This window comes from Chitinophaga sp. CB10 (assembly GCA_001870995.2).
Taxonomy (GTDB): Bacteria; Bacteroidota; Bacteroidia; order Chitinophagales; family Chitinophagaceae; genus Chitinophaga.
This window is the reverse complement of record MLAV02000009.1, coordinates 110,898-131,679: the sequence shown is the minus strand read 5'-3', so window position 1 is coordinate 131,679 and position 20,782 is coordinate 110,898. Positions and strand designations below refer to the sequence as shown.

19 protein-coding genes are annotated in these 20,782 nt (G+C 50.7%); 17 read left to right on the top strand and 2 right to left on the bottom strand.

Translation table 11 applies throughout. The features are described from left to right. Positions 1–27: 27 nt before the first annotated feature. Entirely contained in the window at positions 28–1,158 is a 1,131-nt protein-coding gene (locus BOC67_RS14565) for a hypothetical protein (RefSeq protein ID WP_291911129.1), read from the top strand. A gap of 3 nt (positions 1,159–1,161) precedes the next feature. Here BOC67_RS14565 and BOC67_RS14560 read toward each other — a convergent pair whose 3' ends face one another. Together BOC67_RS14560 and BOC67_RS14555 are read right to left on the bottom strand one after the other, a co-directional pair. Next, positions 1,162–2,970, bottom strand: a complete 1,809-nt coding sequence (locus BOC67_RS14560) for a type VI secretion system baseplate subunit TssF (RefSeq protein WP_291911127.1) — start codon at positions 2,968–2,970, stop codon at positions 1,162–1,164. A gap of 5 nt (positions 2,971–2,975) precedes the next feature. Next, positions 2,976–3,413 carry a GPW/gp25 family protein gene (locus BOC67_RS14555; RefSeq protein ID WP_291911125.1) on the bottom strand — a complete coding sequence of 146 codons (438 nt, stop codon included), beginning with the start codon at positions 3,411–3,413 and terminating at the stop codon, positions 2,976–2,978. A gap of 229 nt (positions 3,414–3,642) precedes the next feature. On the opposite strand from BOC67_RS14555, the gene tssO (BOC67_RS14550) reads away from it, so the two are divergent. The 16 genes from tssO (BOC67_RS14550) (at position 3,643) to BOC67_RS14475 (ending at position 20,753) form a co-directional block, all read left to right on the top strand. Further along, a complete protein-coding gene (tssO, locus tag BOC67_RS14550) occupies positions 3,643–4,158 on the top strand; it encodes a type VI secretion system TssO (RefSeq protein WP_291911123.1) in 516 nt (171 codons plus the stop codon). Positions 4,159–4,165: 7 nt separating this feature from the next. Beyond that, positions 4,166–4,660 (top strand): type VI secretion system TssO, encoded by a 495-nt coding sequence (tssO, locus tag BOC67_RS14545; RefSeq protein ID WP_291911121.1) that lies wholly within the window; start codon positions 4,166–4,168, stop codon positions 4,658–4,660. Beyond that, complete coding sequence (locus tag BOC67_RS14540) at positions 4,660–5,580, top strand: PKD domain-containing protein (protein ID WP_291911120.1); 921 nt, start codon at positions 4,660–4,662, stop codon at positions 5,578–5,580. The genes tssO (BOC67_RS14545) and BOC67_RS14540 overlap by 1 nt, the downstream gene beginning before the upstream one ends. A gap of 112 nt (positions 5,581–5,692) precedes the next feature. Further along, the gene (gene tssR / locus BOC67_RS14535; protein ID WP_291911118.1) at positions 5,693–7,981 is read left to right on the top strand and encodes a type VI secretion system protein TssR domain-containing protein; all 2,289 of its coding nucleotides are present in this window, start codon (positions 5,693–5,695) and stop codon (positions 7,979–7,981) included. After that, entirely contained in the window at positions 7,978–10,410 is a 2,433-nt protein-coding gene (locus BOC67_RS14530) for an ATP-dependent Clp protease ATP-binding subunit (RefSeq protein WP_291911116.1), read from the top strand. The genes tssR and BOC67_RS14530 overlap by 4 nt, the downstream gene beginning before the upstream one ends. Positions 10,411–10,494: 84 nt before the next feature. Continuing rightward, entirely contained in the window at positions 10,495–10,941 is a 447-nt protein-coding gene (locus tag BOC67_RS14525) for a type VI secretion system contractile sheath small subunit (protein WP_291911114.1), read from the top strand. An 85-nt stretch (positions 10,942–11,026) separates the two neighbouring features. Further along, positions 11,027–12,418, top strand: coding sequence for a DUF5458 family protein (locus BOC67_RS14520; protein WP_291911112.1), 1,392 nt, complete (start codon positions 11,027–11,029; stop codon positions 12,416–12,418). 52 nt (positions 12,419–12,470) lie between these two features. Next, positions 12,471–13,007 (top strand): NAD(P)H-dependent oxidoreductase, encoded by a 537-nt coding sequence (locus BOC67_RS14515; RefSeq protein ID WP_291911111.1) that lies wholly within the window; start codon positions 12,471–12,473, stop codon positions 13,005–13,007. 292 nt (positions 13,008–13,299) lie between these two features. Next, positions 13,300–13,704 (top strand): type VI secretion system tube protein TssD, encoded by a 405-nt coding sequence (gene tssD, locus BOC67_RS14510; RefSeq protein ID WP_291911110.1) that lies wholly within the window; start codon positions 13,300–13,302, stop codon positions 13,702–13,704. A 106-nt stretch (positions 13,705–13,810) separates the two neighbouring features. After that, positions 13,811–14,209 (top strand): type VI secretion system tube protein TssD, encoded by a 399-nt coding sequence (gene tssD, locus BOC67_RS14505; RefSeq protein WP_291911108.1) that lies wholly within the window; start codon positions 13,811–13,813, stop codon positions 14,207–14,209. 77 nt (positions 14,210–14,286) lie between these two features. Then, positions 14,287–15,204: a hypothetical protein gene (locus BOC67_RS14500; protein WP_291911107.1), complete on the top strand. Its 918-nt coding sequence runs from the start codon at positions 14,287–14,289 to the stop codon at positions 15,202–15,204. A 3-nt stretch (positions 15,205–15,207) separates the two neighbouring features. Then, positions 15,208–15,828: a hypothetical protein gene (locus BOC67_RS14495; protein ID WP_291911106.1), complete on the top strand. Its 621-nt coding sequence runs from the start codon at positions 15,208–15,210 to the stop codon at positions 15,826–15,828. Positions 15,829–15,855: 27 nt separating this feature from the next. After that, entirely contained in the window at positions 15,856–17,676 is a 1,821-nt protein-coding gene (locus BOC67_RS14490) for a phage baseplate assembly protein V (RefSeq protein WP_291911105.1), read from the top strand. Beyond that, entirely contained in the window at positions 17,670–18,560 is an 891-nt protein-coding gene (locus tag BOC67_RS14485; RefSeq protein WP_291911104.1) for a hypothetical protein, read from the top strand. The genes BOC67_RS14490 and BOC67_RS14485 overlap by 7 nt, the downstream gene beginning before the upstream one ends. A gap of 12 nt (positions 18,561–18,572) precedes the next feature. After that, positions 18,573–19,949, top strand: coding sequence for a PAAR-like protein (locus BOC67_RS14480; RefSeq protein ID WP_291911103.1), 1,377 nt, complete (start codon positions 18,573–18,575; stop codon positions 19,947–19,949). Positions 19,950–19,973: 24 nt separating this feature from the next. After that, entirely contained in the window at positions 19,974–20,753 is a 780-nt protein-coding gene (locus BOC67_RS14475) for a PoNe immunity protein domain-containing protein (protein WP_291911101.1), read from the top strand. The last annotated feature ends 29 nt before the right edge of the window (positions 20,754–20,782 follow it).

The window sequence follows — 20,782 nt, the reverse complement described above, 5'->3', positions numbered from 1 at the left end:
ATGCTATTTCCACGCAAACATGCAGCTGTGAATTGGATTGACGGGATGAAGATTGCCCGCCGCCATTTTTTGCAAACGGAAGACCACTTTACGGATGCCATCCGCGATACGGCTTCGCTGTTCCTTCATAGTTACGATTTTGGGCTGCTGCCGCCGTTCCGCGGGCAACGCGTCAGTTGCGATTTTGAAATGACGGAACGCGTAACGCGGCAGGTAGAGCTGCGGCTGCGGCATTGCAATGCCGTCACCGCAGGCGGCATGCGTATCCACATCCAGCCGGATGCTTACGAGGAGCAACTCGTGCGCACCTTCTCCTTCGCGGAAGAAGCGCCGCAGGAAGACGGGCAGGTGAACTACTACAGTGTAGTGCTAAGCGTTAATCCTTACGAACGCGTGCCGGCAGGCACCCCTGATCCGGAAGAGACGCCGCCCCGCCATCCGCATGTGCTGAACGGGATCGACCTCGTTGTGCTGCCGGCAGAGCAGGTATCCGCAGCTGAAATGAGCCTGAACCACCTGGTCATAGGGCAACTGGTACGTAAGAACGGCCATATCAGCGTAAACGAACAGTTTATTCCGCCATGTACCGCCATTGTGAGCCATCCGGCCCTGATCCGCTATTACGAACAGTTTAGCAGCCTGCTGAATGATATTCAGATGAGCAGTTTTCGTATAATCGAGAAGGTTAGTTCGAATGAACGCAGCACGGAACTGGCAAAGAATATTAAATACCTCTGCGAAAAAATGCTGGATTACATCGCGCAGGTATTTTTCTCCTACCGCAATATGGTGCATCAGCAGGCGCCTGTGGTAATGGTGAACGTCTTCTCCAACCTCGCGCATATTTTTTATATGACCCTGCACTACCCGGGTACCCGCGCAAAAGAGGAGATGCTGAAATATTTCTATGAGTGGAGAGATGTAACGCCCGGTAATTTTGAGGACCTGCTCGTTAAGACGATCGACATCGCGTATGATCATTATCATATCCAGCACTCCATGCAACAGGTGCATGACTGCATGCTCGTATTATCCGCCTTGTGGAATAAATTGAGCAGCCTGGAATTCGTTGGCCAGCGCAGGGAAAATATTGTGGTGGCAGAGCAACGCGCCATTGAGCAGACAAAAACACGGAACAGCTGGAGCCTGTTGGATTAACCATCAGGCCAGCATAATCCTGTAGGTGACCAGCAGTCCGCTCCGGGCTACCAGCTTGCGGAGTAGCGACTGCTGGGTAAATTCCCACTCTTCTTTTTCAAACGGCTGCGACGGCGTTATCAGGATGTCCGTCGTTTTTTTCAGCCCTTCCTTTGGATGCGGGGATACCATTACTCCCCGTTGTATTTTCACGTCCGCGATCCTGCCCCCCAGTTCATGCCGGCAGAAATTTCGTATATCGTCTTCCGTTACAATGCGGTCCCGCGTCATGAGGCCATACTTATAGGCTTGCAGCAGGTTGCTGCGGTCCGCCGCTTGCCGCCCGCCTGCGGGTTTGGTGAGGAGTATCAGGGAATCCGCCCGGGTGCCGGAGCCTTCGAACTGCGTCAGCAAGGCGCCGCTGCGTAACTGCTGCGCCATGTCGTGCTGCGTCGTCCAATAGGTGAGGTGCATAATTTCCGTTGCAGAGGAGGGTTTTACGATGACGTAGCGGGTAGCTTCGGTCATCGCATCGAGGGACTTACGCGCTTTCTGCTCTACCAACTCCAGGTTTTGGCGGAGGTTCTTCAACACGTCCGTGAGGAAGTCGTAACCATAAGCCGAGAAGGCGGCGCTTTCATCCCGCAGCAGTTCAAACAGGTAGTTGATCATTTCGCGGGCATTGCGGCTGTCGAACCGTTCGGCGCCTCCCAGTCGCACGGAATAGGCATCCTGCGTATGCATTTCACCGTTGTTGTAAGACACGGGGAAGTACTGTTTCCCGTGGCTGTCAGTGAGTTGATGCACGCTCAGGAAGGATTCATGCAGCCCCGGTTTCACGGGGATGATATTACCGATGCCTTTAAACCGGTGGGTGACGGCGTGTAGCCGCCGGTTCATCACTGGCACTGCGTTCGTATATACTTCCAGGTTATCCGGCTGTATGGCCGGCGGGAAATGTATTTCCAGCCATAGTAAGGGCTCCTTTAAATTGGAGAGGGTGCGTTCGTCGAAGGCGATTGCGAAGGCCGGCGGATAAGGCTTTTTTTCGTACAGGGAGGGCTGCAGGTCGCAATGGAGGAAATGCGGCGCGTAATAATTTAACACGTCCCGCGCAATCACGGGCATTACGTCAAAGGCCAGCGTTTCTTCGAGCAGGTTTTCCTTTTGACCCGGGGGCGTTCCCGGCAGGCCATGCTGCAGCGTTACAGCCTGTCCGCCAATATGGGCGGTGCAGAGGGACAGCAGCCTGTACCATTCATTATTAAAGGCGAAGTGCGGCCGGTTCAGGTAGAACGTAAGGTTTGCTAACCGCGTAAGCTGGTTATTTACCCGCAGGCCCAGGTATAAAATTTGGTGGGGGAGAGATTTACCTGCGCCGGCTAATATTTTGCCCTGCCTGGGATCATTGGAGTAGAGGTTACTGCCGGTGGCCATGTACGCGATTTGCGCATCGTATATCCGTGTAGGTGCTACCGGCGAAAAGAACACTTCCTGGCCCCCCGTTTCCTTTTTGGGATTGTACACAAAGTGCCGTTCTTCCCGGAGCAGCTCACTAGCTTCCAGGGGCATGGCCTGCATCAATGCATGAGCCGGCAATGCGGCGGTGAGCAGGTCAGGCGTTAGGAGTGCTGCCAGTTTATTGAGCAGCCGGCTTTCCGTATTCTTCAGGTCATTGGATAAGTTGTACAGCTCTCCGGATAAGGCTTCAATGAGCAGGCGCACGAGCGGGTCCAGGTCGGCGGTGGAGCGCACGCCCCAGAAGTCCGCTGCGGTTTGCAGCAGGCGGGCCCGGATATTATCTTTTGAGGTATAATGTAATGGATACTGCATATCGTTTATTCAGAAGATAAAGGACTGAGGAACAAGGCTGTATTAAATACATAGTTTTCCCCGGTAGCGGTAAGCTTTCCTTTTATAATAATATCTACGCGTTTTTTTATTTCTGTGATCCTGCGCAGCGGAAAAACCTTTTCCACATCGGTGACGCTTATTTCGCATTCCACGCCATATAACCTTTGCTCCTGGCTGGTGATGGCCTGCGTGAGGGATTGGCACATACGGTCTTCCCACATGGATTGATTGACGATCAGTTGAAAGTCCAGCTCCCATACCTCGCAGCCAAAGTCAGGATTGAACCGGTGTTCTCCAAAGCGGGTGAATATGATAAGTTCGATGTGCTGCGCTATAGAAGCGCCATGGTCGCAAGTTTCCAGCGGGGAATTGGAAAAAACTCTGGAGAGGTCAAACGGTTTTTTATAAAAAGAAATGGCCATTGGTTAACATGTTAACAATTTCAAAACTAAAAAAAAATGTGATAAAAACATTTTTCAGTATAATATTTGTAAGTATATTACAACCGTGATTATGGAAGTATGAATTTAAGAAGATCGTTTATTAGCCCGAATATTCATGATCACAACGAACTTGACGAGTTACCCCGTTAGCCAATAAGTTTAAAAAACCATATTATAGAACCTAGCTTTAAACAGCAACCATAATGATATGAAGCCGATCAATTTACAGGAATTGAACAGGTCTTATTTCAAGTTTATTATTCATTTCGTCATCCTGATCCTGTTCGTGTTAATGGGTGTGGCGTGCTTTTTTTTCACAGGCAGGCATGAGTTGCGTTTGCTGGGGGAACAATCACGTACTTACGACCAGTTGACCTATTACCGGGAGGAAGTCACCAGCCGGTTCGATAATGTATTACTCAAACTCAGGTCCCTTTCGCAGTACGTCAACGCGGATGCGCAGGAACTGAGTAATCAGGCCCTGTTGATTAATGGCGTACAATCGGATAACAACCGTGTCCGTGGCCTGCTGGATGAGCGCAGGCAGTTAACCGTTGCCCCTAGCTATGAGCTGTATGGCAAAATGACCCGGAATGTAATGGTGCTGGCCAGCCTGAAAGATTCGCTGTCACAAACCCGCTTTCAGATGGAAAGTCTGAGAGAGCAGCTGGAAGCCTGCGACCATTCTACCAAAAAAGCTATGAAAAAATTAAACGGATACTAGAGCATATATGGCGCATTTAAGCATTAAAGCGCGACAGGAGCAATTTGTGTTCCTGCTGGTGCTGAGTTTTTTAACCATAGGCCTCCTCTCCTGGCTGATATTTTCCGGCAGCAATGTGGGCAGCAGCGAGATGAAGGAAAAACTGTCACAGCGGATTATCGAAGAAGAGCAATTCGAATCGGTGGCGGCGGAAGTACGCCCGGCTGTAGATTCTACCTACAAAAAGATCATGGACTTTGATCCTTCCGTGCAGGCCCTCTTCCTGGAGTCGGATATCCTGAATGCGATCGCCAGCATCAAGGCCGCCTATCAGCACAAATCATACGACAAGCGCTATAAAGTATTCCTGCAACAGGCACAGTTGCTGGAAGTACTATTCTATGATAAGAAAGAGCTTCGTGGCAACTACCATAATATCGAAAAGCTGAACAGCGATCTGGACCGCTGCAAGCTGTCCAAACGTGGTATCCAGGAAGCTATTATCAATCAAAACAGGAACTAGTGGAAGGAACAACGAAACAAAAGGCCGTACAGACAGATAACAAGAGCCGCATTTACCTGTATATACTCGTTGCCGTACTCGTACTGGCCGTGGTATTCCTCGTAATGAAGCTCCTGTTCAGCAAGCGGGAACTCAATGCCCACCTGCTGAAAAATGAAATTTACCTGAACGAAAACCTGGTGTACACGGATAATACGGCAGGCGCAAAAGAATGGTTGTGGGAGTTTGGAGATGGAGAGCGGAGGACTAACCAGAGCGGTTTTTACCGGTTTAAACAATCCGGCAGCTACCTGGTGCGCGTTACGGTGGATGGCAAATTGCAGCAACAGTTTCCCGTAGTGGTAAAAGATACCGTGCCCGTAGTGGTGGTCGACAGTATCCGCATCACCGGGCCTACCTCAGGCACCGTGGGCGAGCAATTGCGCCTGGAAGCAGAAGGCGACGCCAATATCTTTGAATGGAGCTTCGGGGAAACGGGCCGGGTGGATGCCAAGGGAAGAACGGCTTTCTATACCTTCCGCAGCCCGGGCAGGTACAACGTGGTCCTGAAGACGGATAAAAGCCCCGCCCCCGTGTATTATACGCTCAATATTACCGAGTTTGACGACCTGGATATGATTGATCCCGGCGCCGGCGGAGAGGCGATGAAAGATGATTTTAAACTGCACCTGCAGGCAATTGCCAACGGTAAGAATTTTAATACGCATTATTATTACCTGGTAAAGAAATATCTCTGCAACGGAGAAAAAACTTCCGCGCAGGCAACAGATGAAACAGGGAGTAAGAAAACAGACTTTTATTCCTATTGCATCGGACTTACCTTCAGCAAGAATATCGTGATTGACGAGGTAGGACTCACGTTGTCTCCAAAGAAATGTGTGGGCATGGTAAATGTGCAGCAGCATAGAACTGAAAAGTAAATTTATAATCCATATCTCTATTTAACAGATGAGAGTCCTATTATTGTTAATTGCCACATTGTTTTGTTGCCAGGCGAATGCCCAGTTTTACTCGGGCAAACGCATTCAAAAGATGCCTGTTAACTTCAGGTATCCGACCCCGCAAACGAAAGACCCTTCAGGCAAGACCGAAGCTACTGCCTGGATTGTATTCTCCGATAGCGAAGGCAACTACACCACTACCACTCCCGGCGGTACCCTGGTGTTCAAAAAACTGAATTTCATGCAGCCATTTTTCGTCAGCGATGAAAAGAATGGCTACCTCCGGCTGGTAAAATATGATCCTTCCATATTGAAGAAAGGCTCCCGCATAGGGGATAAACGCAAGGCCGTCAGCTATGGCTGGATACCGCGCAGCAAAGTGCTGATGTGGCAGAAAGCCCTGGTGGATGAACGTACCCGCTTCCCTTTTAAAGCGGTGGGCATCATCAGCGGCGCAGGGCCTATTGCGCAGCCCCGCTACTACTTCGCGCACGATTCCATCATCGTGTACAACTCGCCGGAACTGCAAACGCCTGCCACTGAAAAACTGAAGCTCAACGACCTGATTTATATTTATAAATTCTCTGAAGACGGGAAGAAGGCCCTGGTAGGCCATGCCAGCCAGCTGACGGCAGATAGCGCCGCAGCCTATACCGCCGGATGGGTATCCGCCGATGTGGTACACCTCTGGGGCAGCCGCCTCTATGTGGGAATGGGCAACACCGCTTCCTACGATAATGACTCCCTCACTGCAAAATATTTCAAAGCGCACCTGCAGCCGGTGACGCCCGATGGCGGCGCCTTTGAATATGATCCGCTGTTGCCTGCGGATAACCCGCTGTTCCGTATGGCGCCGGTGGTGCAACGCCGCGGCCTGGGCCTGAATATGCCTTACCGCTCTGCTGTTGCCCACAATGTATTCGATAAATCCTCCAACACTGTCATCAATATCAAAGGTACCCGGATCGATTATAACAATTACCTGCGCCTGCGCCGCTTTGGCAACCATGTAAATGTAATGTTTGTCGTGGATGGAGGCAGCGCCATGCGCGATTACCTGCCCGGCATCACCAATACCATTCAGAACTTTGAAGACGTATTTGGTAAAAAGGGCTATGCCAGTTACAATTACCGATTCGGCGCAGTAGTGTACCGTGGCAGCGAAGGTTGCGTGCAATCCCCCGGTATGAATGTATTTGAGCCTTCCGATAATTTCAGCCGAGTGGTGGACTTTATCAACAAACAAGCCACCATGACGCAGCGCTGCAACGGCGCCGTGGCGGACCAGCCGTATTACGAAGGTTTGATGGAAGCGGTGAAAATACTGAAGCGCTATCCCATGCAAACGAATATCATCATTGTAGCCGGCAGCACCGGGAATAAAAAATCCGGCAGCGTCAATGAGGATGTGCTGGTGCGCGGCCTGGCGGAAGTAGATGCGCGCATGCTGGTATTCCAGGTGTACAATAAGTTCGACCCTTCGTTCAACAACTTCGTGCTGGAATCCAGGCAGCTGCTGGAAAAAACAGCGCAGCTGGAAGCGGAGCAAAAGAAGCTCCGCATGGTAAAAGGGGAAGGCCTGGCAGTTACCCAACAGTTTAACACCGCTTATACGGACTCGGTATCCTACTATCTCAACTACCCTGACGGCAGCCTGATTCCCGGCGCGATTGTATTCCCCGGCCGCGGCGCGGTGAAGACCAACCGGGAAATGATGACGGCCCTGAACCGCTTCCTGGGCGAAGTGTACACCGATAACCGGCAGATCATCAAATCGCTGGACAGCGTGTTTATGATATCCGGCAGGTTAAAGGAAAAGATCACCATGCCGGTAATGGCAGCAGTGAACAATGGCAAGAACGTAGTGCCGGATAACCTGGGCGAACAGCTGCCGCATAACGCTTTCAAATACTATTTTGAAGTAGAGGCCAAAGAGCCTTTGGTAGATAAGAATTCCCCGATGGAATACGCCATCCTGCTCAGCCAGGATGAAGTGTTGCAGTTATCGGATTTACTCTCCCGCCTCGCGGGGGATAACCTGCAGCAGGACGGGAAGGACTTCCGTAAGAAACTGGCCAGGGAGTATGTGGCCTACGGCGAAAGCCAGTGGAAGGATATGTATAACCGCGGGGCTATACGTAGTATGAAGCTGCCGGTTTACCTGGAAAGGGTGACAGGCATGCCGCAGCCGCTGGAACCCTTTGCCCGCTATTCTGTAGCGGATTTGAAACGCAATATGTCCGCAGCAGACTTTGAAAAGTATATCAACTACCTCCGCAAATGCAATGAGGTGGTGAAGAAGCAGCTGCAAACGGCGGATTATTTCATCTCTAACGGAGAACCATATTTTTATATCACGCAAAGCGACTGGAAGCTATGAACATGCTCAATTTAAGCGAATCGGTGAAGCATGCCGTGCATGTGGCGGAGGCCCTGGCTAAGGAAAGGCGGCATGGCAGCTATGGTCCACCGCACCTCCTGGCAGGCCTGATGCATAAGGAAACGGGGCTGCGCGCATTGCTCAGCGCCATTGATAAGGACCCGGCCTATCTGCAGGAGTGGGCGGAAATCCGCATGGACGAGTTTCCCAGCGCAAAACAGCTGCATCCGGAGGTAAAGAGTACGCCGGAAGTAGCCCTGGTGTTTGAAGAGGCGGACGACGTGCGGTTGAAAATGGGGCTGGACCTCATTACGCCGGTCTGCGTATTGACTGCGCTCAGCAAGCCTAACATCGGCTTCCCGGCGGACCAGATGAAATCCTTCCCGGTAAAGGAGAGGGATTTAATGGAAGTGTACCTGGACGACAAAGAGGTGAACGAATCCATCCAGCAGGAGGCAGGGCAAAAGGATACGAACGGCTCCAACGCATCCGGCGCACTGGCGCTATATACGATCGACAGAACGGGCATTGCCAAAGCCGGCAAGACGGATCCTGTCATAGGGCGGGATTTGGAGCTGAGAATGGTGATTGAAGTGTTGTGCCGGCGATCCAAACCCAATGTGATCATCACCGGGGATGCAGGAGTCGGAAAAACAGCCTTAATTGATGGGTTAGCGCAAAGGATTGTGGACGGTGAGGTGCCGGCCGCCCTGAAAGACGCCCGGATACTGGAACTGGATACCGGCGCATTGATTGCCGGCGCTTCGTATAAGGGAGAAATTGAAGACCGTCTCAAAAAAATCATTGCGGCATTAAAGCAGCCCGGTAAAGTAATCCTCTTTATTGATGAGATTCATGCCTTGCTGGATGCCAAGGGCGCAATCGGCTCGGGCGCAGGCAACCTGCTGAAGCCGGAGCTGGCCCGTGGGGAGATTACCGTTATAGGCGCTACTACCATTGAGGAATACCGGAAGATTATAGAACCGGAAAAAGCTTTTAGCCGCCGGTTTGAAGTGGTGCAGGTAGCCGAGCCGGATGCCGCCACTGCAGCCAAAATGCTGCACTGCCAGCTGGAGCGTTATGAAACGCACCACCAGCTGAAAGTACAGGAGGGCACGGTGGAAGAGTGCGTGCGGCTGGCGAAGCGGTATATGAAGGACAGGCGGCTGCCGGATGCGGCATTCGACCTGCTGGACCGTACCATGGCCGCTATCCGGATCATGAACGATACCTCTGAAAGGGAGGTGCAGCAACTGCGGGAATCGTTGGAACTATCGCCAAAGGATACCCTGGTGAACATGAAGAGCAAGCTAAGTCCGATACTGTTAGGACGCCTGGATATGGAAGCGCCGGAGGATGAAGATGGTTTGAAATCCTACCTGATTGATATACTTGATAAGTTGGAGTTGCTGGTGAAAGAAAAAATTTTAGAAGCCGGCCAGCAGGATGTGGCTGCTGTGATCGCTTTTAAAACAGGCATTCCGATAGGTAAGATTCAGACCCGGGAGCGGGATAAACTGATGAACATGGAAGCGCACCTGAAGCAGCGGGTAGTAGGGCAGGATCATGCCCTGAAAGCCGTTGCTGCAGCCATTTTGGAGTCGCGCAGCGGGTTGGGTAAAAAGGGGCAGCCAATCGGCTCCTTCTTCCTGCTGGGGCCTACCGGTACCGGCAAAACGGAGTTGGCAAAATCCATTGCGGAATTTTTATTCAACGATGAAAAGGCCATGATCCGCTTTGATATGAGCGAATTCAAAGAAGAGCATTCTGCAGCGTTGCTGTATGGCGCGCCTCCTGGCTATGTAGGCTACGAGGAAGGCGGGCTGCTGGTGAATAAGATCAGGCAGCAGCCTTACACGGTGCTGCTCTTCGATGAAATAGAAAAGGCGCATCCATCCGTGTTTGACATTTTCCTGCAAATTATGGATGAAGGACTGATACATGACCGCCTGGGGAAGGAGGGCGACTTTTCCAATGCCCTGATCCTGTTCACGTCCAATATAGGCAGCGAGTGGATTACGGAGCAGTTCAACCAGGATAGAATGCCGCAGTCCCAGCAACTGATGGAGCTGATGACGAGGCATTTCAGGCCGGAGTTCCTGGCGCGTTTATCCGAGATCGTGCCTTTCAGTCCTATCACGGAAGACAACGTAGTCAGGATATTCGAAATACAATTGAAAGGCTTACTCGATGCGCTGCATAAGCAGCAGATAGGCCTGGAGATATCCCCGGAGGCCATGAAGCTCCTTGCCCTGAGCGGGTTTACGCCGAAGTATGGCGCCAGGCAGATTGCAGGCGTTATACGCAACCAGTTACGGCGCCCGATTTCCCGGCAGATTATTTCAGGAGAATTAAGTGCAGGAAAAAAAATCCTGCTGCAAATAAAAGAAGGAACGGAAGAGCTGGATTGGCAAATCACCTCCATTTAAAAATTTAATACGGATGTGTGCCGAGTACAGCAGAAAATTATTAGATTTATAATACTGTTTTCTATCATCTAAAAAGTAACCAGCATGTTTAATTATGAAATAGGCGGTAATGAAAGAAAGATCGATACGACAGAAACGTTTGTTGACATCTCGCCAAATAAAACATTGTTCATTCAGCAGTTAACCGAAGAGGAACCCATCAAACCCGAAATTGTGGAAGGCCTGAAAACAGTGGAAGAAGTATTCAGGCATTTTAAACCGAAAGTAAATGTAGATTTTGAAGGGAAAGACGGTGCTACCGTAAATGAAACATTACACTTTAATAACCTGGGAGATTTTTCCGTGAAGAGCATGGTGCAGCAGAGCGGCCAGCTCCGGGATCTGCACCTGGAGAGTGAAATGTACCTGAATATTATCCGTCAGCTGAAGACAAATAAGACGCTGAAAGCAACCCTGGAAAACCCGGAGACCCGCCAGGCGTTTGCAGCTGCGTTGGAAAACCTTGCAAAAGAATTGCAGCAGGCCATATAGTACATTGGATGACCCGACAGCGCGTAACCATAGATTGAAAACTGAATTAATCCTTGCCCTGCACAGTGGCAATAAACTCTAACACATGTCAGCATCAAACGAAAGAATGCAGGCAGCTCAGCAAGAGCAGCCGGTACTGCAACATGCAGTTCCTCAAACTCCCGCATTGACCCTGGAAGACAGTTTGCAAAAACTGGTGAAGGTAGGCGGCTTCGATTTTCTGGAAGCCATCCTGGATGGATTACAAAATCTTAACCCCGAACGTAAAGCACGTAAAAAGATATTCCTTACGGACCAGGATAAGGCAGCAGAAAGAAAAGAGCTATTGAAGAAGATACAGGTATGGCAGGATCTTTTGCGTAAAGATGCATCTGTAGCTGAACTCAAGGATGAAAGCCAGCAGCGCGCCGATCAGGCGGAAGCCCTGTTGCAGAAAAATATCGGGCTGGCGCTGGACGCTACGCGGGACCTGGAGCAGGCCTACCGCACCGTACACCAGTTCTATAAAAATACGGAGAGTGATAAGCTCACCAATGTGAATATTATGAATGCCGCTATGTCGCAGTTGACGGACCTGGACAATCCCCGGTTCATCGAGCAGGTAGCGGAAGAACTGAAACAAAACTACGACCGGCTTGACCTGCGGGATAACTATTCCCTGCTGGTAGTGCCCGGATACCTGGGTTCCAATAAGGTAGTGGAAAGATGGGCCAAGATCGCGCATAATAATAAAGCCATGCTGGTAACGGATTTTGCCAATCTGGACCAGCCGGATGATGTGATAGACCTGTTTACCTCCGCTAACCTCACCGGTGCAGATCCTTACCGGTCCAACGTGATCATGACCTGCAACTGGCTGGTAGGCCGTGGAAAAGTAGAATCCGCCGGCGAAGAAGAGGACCTGTATGTGCCAGGCTCCGCATCCCTCGCAGGTAAAATGTATTATACCCTGATGAGCCAGGTGACGGCGGGTAAGAAACACGGGGCTATCAATGAAGCGGATGGCGTAAGGTTTGACCTGAAGAAAAGCGAAATTTCCCAGCTGGAACGTATAGGCCTGGTGCCGATGGTCAACGAATACGGTAAAGTGATGGCCTTCTCCGCCAAAACGCTGTTTAACGGGGATAACATCGGTTTACAAACATACTCTGTTGTAAGGGTATTCGACTATATCACCAAAGTGCTGTTCGACTTCCTGAACCGCCGGGCTTTTGAAAACTGGAATTCCAGGACGGAGCATGACCTGCGCGCGCAGATCGTGAAGTTCCTGGATAATATACAGGGGCCGGACAGGCTGATAGAACGCTTCAAGATCATGCGTTTTGAGCAGGACGAAGTGCAGAAAGACCGCATTCACCTGGATATTCATATCACGCCGTATTTCCCTGCCAAAAGCTTTGTAGTGAAGCTGGACGGCTATAAGGGAGAGGATGAAACCAGGACCTGGAATACGGAATATGCCGCCGTGCAGAAGTAACGGGGTTGCCGTGTTTTGACTTTTTCTCCTGAATGCCCTATTTTACGGGCGTATGAGGAATTTGTTAATACTACATGGCGATACGGATAAATCGGGGATTAACCAGGAGTTCGCGAGGGCTTATCGTTTGGGAGCGGAAAAGGTAGGAGCGTCCGTAAAGGAGATTCATATTATGGACCTCAAATTCCTTCCCAACAAGCAGTTTAATAACCAGATCACCCCCCTGGAGCCGGATCTGCTGGATGCAGCGGAAAAAGTGAAGTGGGCCAATCATATTGTATTATTCTGCACCGTGGATCGTGATTCCATCCCGGCGAAGCTCTCGGGATTTTTTGACAGGCTGTTTGGGGCCGGCCAATCGTACGCCGGGAAGTCGGCCAGGATTGTTTCCGTACTTGATGAAGCCAGCTGGAAAGAATGGCAATTGAACAAAAAGCCTACTTACCACTCCATCAAACGGACGGTGCTGGAACGCTGCCGGATTAACCCGGTACGTACCTGTACTATCGGTTACGTACATGCCCCGGAAAATGATTATGCTAAAAAGTGGTGTATGAAAATGATCGCATTTGGAGAGAAGTTTATGTAGTGTGTTAACACTGCATGAAATGACTACACGAAAGTTGCATGCACTGGAATTTAATATTAGTTTTACAGAAAGGACAGTATCTTAAGAAGATTAATATTTGAATAAACGAAGAACCATTTTCTATTTAAAAACCTTTAAACCCGGAACCATCAGACGATAATTGTTTGTACCGAAGAAGAACCTGTTAATCAGTAACCTTAAAGGTGTTTTGTTATACCCGGCGCCGTAACCCGTTACCGTGCGGTGCAGGACGACCATTGTTTTTATTATTTACCAATAAATTTTCATTACTATGGCATTCAATGCAAAATTAAACATGGCAGGCAAGGAGTACGATGTACTCAGCTGCAATTATTCCCTGAACAGGGATGTGGACGCAAAAGGCCGTCCTGCTTCCGGTGTGTACGGTGGTACCATCGATGTGGAAGTGGAATCCACAGAGGATACCTCTATCGTAGAAGCGATGGTAAACAACCAATTTAAACCTATCGCCGGTAAAGTCCTCATTAAAAAATCCGAAGAGGATGCTAAAATGAAGGAAGTCACTTTTGAGGACGCCTACATTATCAAGTATTCCGAAGGTATTAACGTCGTAGGTACTGATCCTATGAAACTGCGTTTTACAATTTCCGCCCGCAAGCTGAAGCTCGGTAATGCTGAGCATATCAACGACTGGCCGGGCAGGGACAAAGCGTAACCCCTCCTTCCCCTGATTACATGCAACGATGACACCCATTGCAGCCTGCCTGCAACGGTCGTGCATGCGTACAAACAACATTCGAAATTTATTAAATCTCCTTACAATGGCTTTTAACGCAAAAATTCAACTTGGCTCAAAAGAATACGATGTACTGCAATGCAGCTTTTCCTTAAACCGCGATGTGGACGCCAAAGGCCGTCCTTCTTCCGGTGTGTATGGCGGTACTATCCATGTGGAAATTGAATCTACAGAGGATACGTCAGTTATTGAGTCCATGGTGAATAACCAGTATAAACCTTTCAGTGGTAAAATCATCATCAAAAAAACGGATGAAGATGCCAAAATGAAAGAGCTGACTTTCACAGATAGCTACATCATCCAATATAACGAGGGTATCAACGTGGTGGGTAACCATCCGATGACGCTGAGCTTCGTCATTTCTGCACGCACGCTGAAACTGGGCGCTGCCGAGCATGTGAACGACTGGCCAGGCAGAGGATAACCTGTTGATACTATCACATATTAACTTTGGGTGTGTTGCCGGCTGGCAACACGCCCTATTTCCTCTTTTCAGCCAACATGAAGAAGAAGAAACAAATATCACCTACCGTACAACCTAAGCAGAAGGCTAAACCAAAGGCGAAGCCCAAGCCGACGCCGTCCACGCCTTCGGATGTGGAGTACCAGCAGTTGTTTGATACCTGTGTTATCACTACCGCGAAAGTGGCGGAGGTGGACAAGATCATCGACGAAAAGGTAGTAGCCAACCGGGGCCGGTACGAGGACATCTCCACCATGGTGCAGGCTGGCGGCGTGCTGGAACAGCCCAGGGCATTCAGCACATCATCCATGTTCAGGAACAGACCCTATTACAACGCATTTTCCGGCGCTGCCCCGCAGCAGCTGGCCAACCCGGTGCCAACAGTGCCGGAGCCGCTGTTCCAGCAGTGGCCGACGCGGCCCCCTGATTTTTCCCTGGGATTCAAGCCGCAGTCCAACCTGATGGGGCTGGGTTATATGTGTCAGCTCGCGGGGGATTTCAACCCCGTAGCCGGTAGCCGCATCCCCTGGTACTTTATTGCCTGCGTGCATTACCTGGAGTGCAGCTTCAGTTTTAAGAAGCATTTGCACAACGGGGACCCGCTGACGGGTTACACTGTGCAGGTGCCGGCAGGGCGGCCCAAAGTAGGCCATCCGCCGCCGTTTACGTTCGAGGAAAGCGCTGTGGATGCACTGAAGCTGATGGGTTTCGATAAGGTCACCAGCTGGAAGTTGCCTTTCATCCTCCGGAAGCTGGAAGCGTATAACGGTTTCGGATACTTTAAATTTCACCACATGAATTCGCCTTATCTCTGGAGTTATTCCAATCATTATACCAAGGGCAAGTATGTGAAGGATGGCAAGTTTGATAAAGATGCCGTATCCGCACAGACAGGTTCCGCAGTGATCCTGAAGCGAATGGAGGAGAGAGGACTGATATATATACCCAGGTTTTAGCAGATGGTACGAAGCATCATTTACAGCGTAATTACAGCATGGGTTCTAGGATCGGCCTGTCAGCAAAGGGAGCAGGTTACCCACGGCATAAAGCAGCCGGTAGCAGCGTTGCCGGAACGGGCAGACACTGCTAACAGCAGCACTAAATCTTCTCCCGATACAACCCAAGACGAGCAACTGTTCAGAAAAGCGCTGGCCGCTTTTCAGCAGGCCGTGAAAAAGAACGACCGGGAGCAGGTAAAAAAGTGTATCCGCTTCCCGTTACAGACCGCCCTGCAGTGGTCCAACGAGGACCTGAAGGGTATGCAGATCGATAAAACTGCGGGCAGGGTAGGTTTTAATGAATTCAATGATTATTACTCAGACATCTTTCATGCGGCAGTGAGAAGACTGTTGCCGGCAGCGGGCGAAGAGGCCCTGCAGGAAATTGATGACCGGATGAATGAGGACTATTATAATACGCTCCGGCAGGGCACGGACAAGGGTTCGAAACTATACGAAGTATATGAGCAGTACCCGGAAAAAAATGGCCATGCGGAGAGCTTCTTTGCCTTTGTTTTTGCCCGGTGTGCCGGGGAATACAAGGTAGTAGCCTATTATGGAAAATGGCCTGTCAAAGGCTGACATTCAACACGCAAAAAAGGTTAACCTATGGAAGGTAAACTGAAAGTAACAATTCATATTGAAGAAACGCCCATCCTTCATTTTTCGGCGTTTACCCTGGAACAGCGGTTCAATGCGCATCATTATTTTGAGTTGCGCTTCAATCATGATGAACAGGGAGCGCCCGGCATGATATCGCTGGAAAAATCCCGCGCCTTTATGGGTAAAAGCATTACCGTGCAATTCGGGAAAGAGATGGGTAAGGAACAGGTGTTCATCGGCAAGGTGACGCGGGTGGAGCTGTCCCAAAGTCATGGCTATCATGGCACGCTGATTATCAGCGGGTACAGTCCCAGCATCCTGATCGACCGCGGGCCAGACCTGGGTTCCTACCTCAACAAGGACCTCAGCGGCATTATCCGCAAGGCCACGCAGGACGCTCCTGCCAATGAGCTGAACCTGACGTTGAATCCTGCGCGTAAGGAGCCGATCGATTATATTATCCAATACCGGGAAAGCGATTATGACTTCATCAATCGCTTGTCCGCCGAATACCATGAATGGTTTTACTACGATGGTACCAAGCTCAATTTCGGCAAGCCGGAACAGCTGGATGAAGTGCAGCTGGTGTACGGCCGGGATGTAAACAGCTTGCAATACGCCATGCAGGTGGCGCCGCTCAAGAGCCGCAAGTTTGCCTACCAGCCCGCGGAAGACGAGATGTTCAAGGCGGAGGCCAAAGCGCAGGCCAGCGGCCAGCCGGACCTTGCGCATGCCGTCAACGCATCCAATGAATTATACAGCAAGGTGTACTCCCAACCGACGCATGTACGCGTGGATACAAAAAAGGAGATGGACACTTATGTGGAAAATGAAGATAAGGCCAACATCGCTGACCTGTTGCGGATAACGGCTTCGGGAGATAATCCAGAGGTGGGGCTGGGAAAAATTGTGGATGTGAGCATGAGCGTGAAAGAGGCCCTGAGCTTCAGCGTTCAGCAGCTGGGGCGTTTCCTGGTAACGGCGGTGTATCATCATATAGACGGCGTGGGCCATTACTATCACACGTTTGAGGGTATTACGGCCGATGCGGAAAAAATTCCCGTGCGGGAGTATGAGCGCCCATTTGCGGATATGCAACTGGCTATCGTGGAAGATAATGCGGATCCTAAAGGCCAGGGCCGCGTAAAAGTTAAGTTTAAATGGGAGTGCAATTGCAACGACGCCTCTGAATGGTTGCGGGTAGTAACGCCGGATGCCGGCAGTTCCGATAAAGTGAGCAAGAACCGGGGATTCACTTTCATTCCTGAAAAGGGGGACCAGGTGGTGGTCGCTTTTGAAGAAGGCAATATTGCCCGGCCGATTGTGATGGGCAGCGTGTTCCATGGCAAAACCGGCAGTGGCGGCGGTTCGGCAAACGGGGTAAAGAGCCTGACTACCCGTACCGGCTCCACGGTGATACTTGATGATAATAAGGGAAGCGTTACGGTGAAGGACCCCAGCGGTAATATACTGGTGATGCAGGGAGATGGCACCGTTACCCTGACGGCGCCGCAGAAGATGATCATCAATACGACGGACTTTGTGCTGAACGCCAGCAACAGCGTCACCATCAACGCGCAGCCCGGCGAGCAGGGAGGCGGGGAAGGTACGGTTACCATCAGCGCGAAAAAGAGCATTAGCGGTACGGCCGATACGGAGGATATTACCCTTACCTCTACAGCGAAGGACGTGTGCATAAATTCCGCTGCGGGTGTTTACAAGCTGGATTCAAAAGAGGTATCCATCACCGCTACAGAAAAATTCTACGCCAGCGGAGGCGCGCGGGGTGAATTTGTGGCAAATGAAATCGAGATCAACCAATGTTAAGTATCCATCAACCCAGACCGGGCGATTCCGCTTTGTATCACCTCACTTCCGCCAACAGGACGATTGTAGGCGGGCGGCTGCTGGAATTCATCCAGCAGAAGGTAGTGCGCCTGACCATGCTGGGAGCAGAAGAGGAAGGCACGTTGTGGCAGTCTGAATTATTGGCGCAACAAGTGGAAGGCGCTGCTTTGATACACGAATGGGCGATGGATATGGAAGTATTGCAATCTCCCCTGAAAATATTACTGGACGAAGCAGGGAAACTCAAGGATGTCCGCAACCTGTATGAAATCCGTGAAAGATGGGATAGTACTTATGCCAATACGCTCCGGAAAAAATACAGGAAGCAGCAGGAAGGGCTTGAGGAGCTGATAGCCGCTACCACTGAGCTGTTGCGGGATAAGGCGAGGTTTATACAATCGCTGAACGGGTTCAGCGCCTGGCGTTTTTTCTTCCAGGACAACTTTCGTGGCAAGCAGGGGGAAAGCCGGCAGCCGTTGCTTCTGAAGGGCTTCTTCGGGCAGGTGGACTTACCGCTGACTTTAACCGCGAACTGGATGGAGGAATATGGTATTGGGGAGTATCATTGTCAGTTGACGCACAAAGGGGAACTGGATGTGCAGCAGTTTGACCGGAAACAATTTGCCAGGATGCTGAAAGACCTTACGGGCGTTTATAACGTCAGCGCGGAGCTGGAAGTACTGATGGAAGAGGAATTCCATTACGACCGCCGGCGGTGGCTGACAGGCGGGGAAATGTACCTGGAAACGAAAGTTTCCGACTGGTACCTGGTCGCATCTGCGCATGTGCTGGAGCGCATTGGGGAGGAGCAGGCGGCGGCGCTTAAAAATCATTTCAATGTAGCAGCGGAGCATTCCGCATAAATATCCGGAATCATGGGATCAAAGAAATACATTCCAGATAACAGCTGGCTTACCTGCGATAAAGGAAGCGCTCCTTCCAGGTTAAAGGTGACGCATCATAACAACACGAAGATATACGGCGAGAACCTCGCCAGTGAAATGGATATTGTGCCCGGTGAGAACATTATGCCAATGGGCACCTGTTCGGTGACGGGCGGCAGTTGTCAGCCGCAGCCGATCTATTGGGATAAATGCAACAAGGGCGTAAAGGTAAACGGCTATAAGCTGGTATTTGAAGATGCCTGTTTGTTATGCAAACAGGGTGGTAAGGTGAAAGTAGATTTTAATGCCCCGTCAGGCGGAGGCGGTAATATGCTGTTGGACGGCGTTACGGGCCTTGGCGCGGGCGCGTGGGCGTTTGGAAGTTATGACGCTGCCATAGACTATGTGCAACGCGGGATGATCTACGACGTGGAGAACGGGAAGTTGAGCCTGGTGAGGCCGAACAGTCCGCGCGATTACAGGAGAGGGGGGAACTATGGAGAGATGAAGGACCAGGTGTACCACCGGCAACAGGGGTGGAGAGATGTTCGCAATGAGCATCCGCTGATTGATATTGACAAAAATCCGAAGGCCGGTATTGACGGGGCCTATGCAAAGAAAGGCAGTTACAAGATTACGGATGCAAAATATAACACGGCCACGCTGGAAAACACCGATAACTACGGGCGTGAGCTGAGCAGGCGCTGGACCAGGAACCATATTGACCGCGGGGGAATCAATCCGGCTGACAGGGACGCCTTTACCCGTGCCAATGAATCCGGCACCTTGCAGCGGGAGATGGTGAAGACCATGCCAAATGGCGAGATGCATTCGGAAACGCAGGATAGTCGGGGTTACAAGCAAACCCGTGGCCAGCGTGAAGCGCTGGAGATCAAGACGAGCCGGGCGGGTAACCTGGTCAACGGCGTACGGTCTTCCATCCGTAATTCCAGGCCGGTAACCGCTTTAGCAAATTCAAATTTTTCCCAGGCTGTCAGAAGTAGTAAATTAGCTACCGGGGCTAATAACAGTCTGTTTAAAGTTACGCAGGCTGTTTCCCGCTCAAAGGCGCTAACGGTGGTAGGGAAAGTGGCCGGCAAGGGGTTGGTGGTAGTGGGCGTTGGCCTGGAAGTGCTGAACGTGTATAACACCTACCAGGAAGAGGGGCATTTTGGCGAAAAGACCAAGGAAGCGGTAGGAGGCGCTGCGGGCGCGATTGCCGGCGCATGGGCCGGCGCTGAGCTGGGCGCAATTATAGGAACGGCCATTTGTCCTGGTGTGGGTACGGTGGTCGGCGGATTGCTCGGCGGGGCCATTGGCGGATTGCTGGGAGGCGGATTAGGAAAGACGATTGGCAGCTGGTTCTGATTACATTCTTTAAAATAGCATTAGATGGGTTTTTTAAACAAATTGTTCGGCGGTTCAGCTGCGAAGGAGGATGAACGTTCTCCCGGTCAAAGGGCAGCGTTGAAGAACGCCAAATATTTTGAAAAAATGCTGCAGTTGAAGGAGCATAATATCGTGGTGGATATGGAGATCAGGTCCGACCTGATGAAGCAGGGGAAAGCGGAGCCTTACCATGATTGGTCTATGTCGTTTGACTACCTGCAGAAGTTCACGGTGGCTTATTCCATGGGTAAGCCGCTGGAGGAATGTTATGATATTTTCATTACTGCGGCGGACTGGTTTGCGAATGGATGGGAGCCTGATTCCACTTATGCGGATATGTTGGAAATGGTGGCGCTGGGATACCTGCTGCAAATTCCCGATGATAAGTTTAACGGCATTGCAAAGATCGTGGAGCAGTCCGATGCGGGTTCTGATTACCCCGAGTGGAAGCCGGATGGTATCCTTTGGTTTATCATCAATGCCCGGAGAGGCGGAGGGAAGAATCCGGATGAAGTGATCTATCCGACACTGTATAGTTACTTATTGGATATAACCCGTATGAGTAAGGAAGATGCTACCGTTGCTATGAAAAAATACCTTGATACCTGGTATGACCTGCACAGGAACGATCCGTGGTATGATAATCACAAAAAGGACCAGGCTTATATAGGCTATTGGTGCTGGGAGGCCGGGGCTATCAGTAAAATTATGCAGCTGGATGATACGACGTTTAAGGATAGTCCGTATTATCCGAAGGATTTGGTGGAGTGGGTAAGGAGATGAGTGAGGGGGAGGGGGCTATCTGCATTGGA

Excerpts from the sequence above, each read along its gene's own strand:
- BOC67_RS14560 (WP_291911127.1), bottom strand. The coding sequence starts at position 2,970 with ATGCAGTATCCATTACATTATACCTCAAAAGATAATATCCGGGCCCGC.
- BOC67_RS14555 (WP_291911125.1), bottom strand. The coding sequence starts at position 3,413 with ATGGCCATTTCTTTTTATAAAAAACCGTTTGACCTCTCCAGAGTTTTT.
- tssO (WP_291911123.1), top strand. The coding sequence starts at position 3,643 with ATGAAGCCGATCAATTTACAGGAATTGAACAGGTCTTATTTCAAGTTT.
- tssO (WP_291911121.1), top strand. The coding sequence starts at position 4,166 with ATGGCGCATTTAAGCATTAAAGCGCGACAGGAGCAATTTGTGTTCCTG.
- tssR (WP_291911118.1), top strand. The coding sequence starts at position 5,693 with ATGCCTGTTAACTTCAGGTATCCGACCCCGCAAACGAAAGACCCTTCA.
- BOC67_RS14530 (WP_291911116.1), top strand. The coding sequence starts at position 7,978 with ATGAACATGCTCAATTTAAGCGAATCGGTGAAGCATGCCGTGCATGTG.
- BOC67_RS14525 (WP_291911114.1), top strand. The coding sequence starts at position 10,495 with ATGTTTAATTATGAAATAGGCGGTAATGAAAGAAAGATCGATACGACA.
- BOC67_RS14520 (WP_291911112.1), top strand. The coding sequence starts at position 11,027 with ATGTCAGCATCAAACGAAAGAATGCAGGCAGCTCAGCAAGAGCAGCCG.
- BOC67_RS14515 (WP_291911111.1), top strand. The coding sequence starts at position 12,471 with ATGAGGAATTTGTTAATACTACATGGCGATACGGATAAATCGGGGATT.
- tssD (WP_291911110.1), top strand. The coding sequence starts at position 13,300 with ATGGCATTCAATGCAAAATTAAACATGGCAGGCAAGGAGTACGATGTA.
- tssD (WP_291911108.1), top strand. The coding sequence starts at position 13,811 with ATGGCTTTTAACGCAAAAATTCAACTTGGCTCAAAAGAATACGATGTA.
- BOC67_RS14500 (WP_291911107.1), top strand. The coding sequence starts at position 14,287 with ATGAAGAAGAAGAAACAAATATCACCTACCGTACAACCTAAGCAGAAG.
- BOC67_RS14495 (WP_291911106.1), top strand. The coding sequence starts at position 15,208 with ATGGTACGAAGCATCATTTACAGCGTAATTACAGCATGGGTTCTAGGA.
- BOC67_RS14490 (WP_291911105.1), top strand. The coding sequence starts at position 15,856 with ATGGAAGGTAAACTGAAAGTAACAATTCATATTGAAGAAACGCCCATC.
- BOC67_RS14485 (WP_291911104.1), top strand. The coding sequence starts at position 17,670 with ATGTTAAGTATCCATCAACCCAGACCGGGCGATTCCGCTTTGTATCAC.
- BOC67_RS14480 (WP_291911103.1), top strand. The coding sequence starts at position 18,573 with ATGGGATCAAAGAAATACATTCCAGATAACAGCTGGCTTACCTGCGAT.
- BOC67_RS14475 (WP_291911101.1), top strand. The coding sequence starts at position 19,974 with ATGGGTTTTTTAAACAAATTGTTCGGCGGTTCAGCTGCGAAGGAGGAT.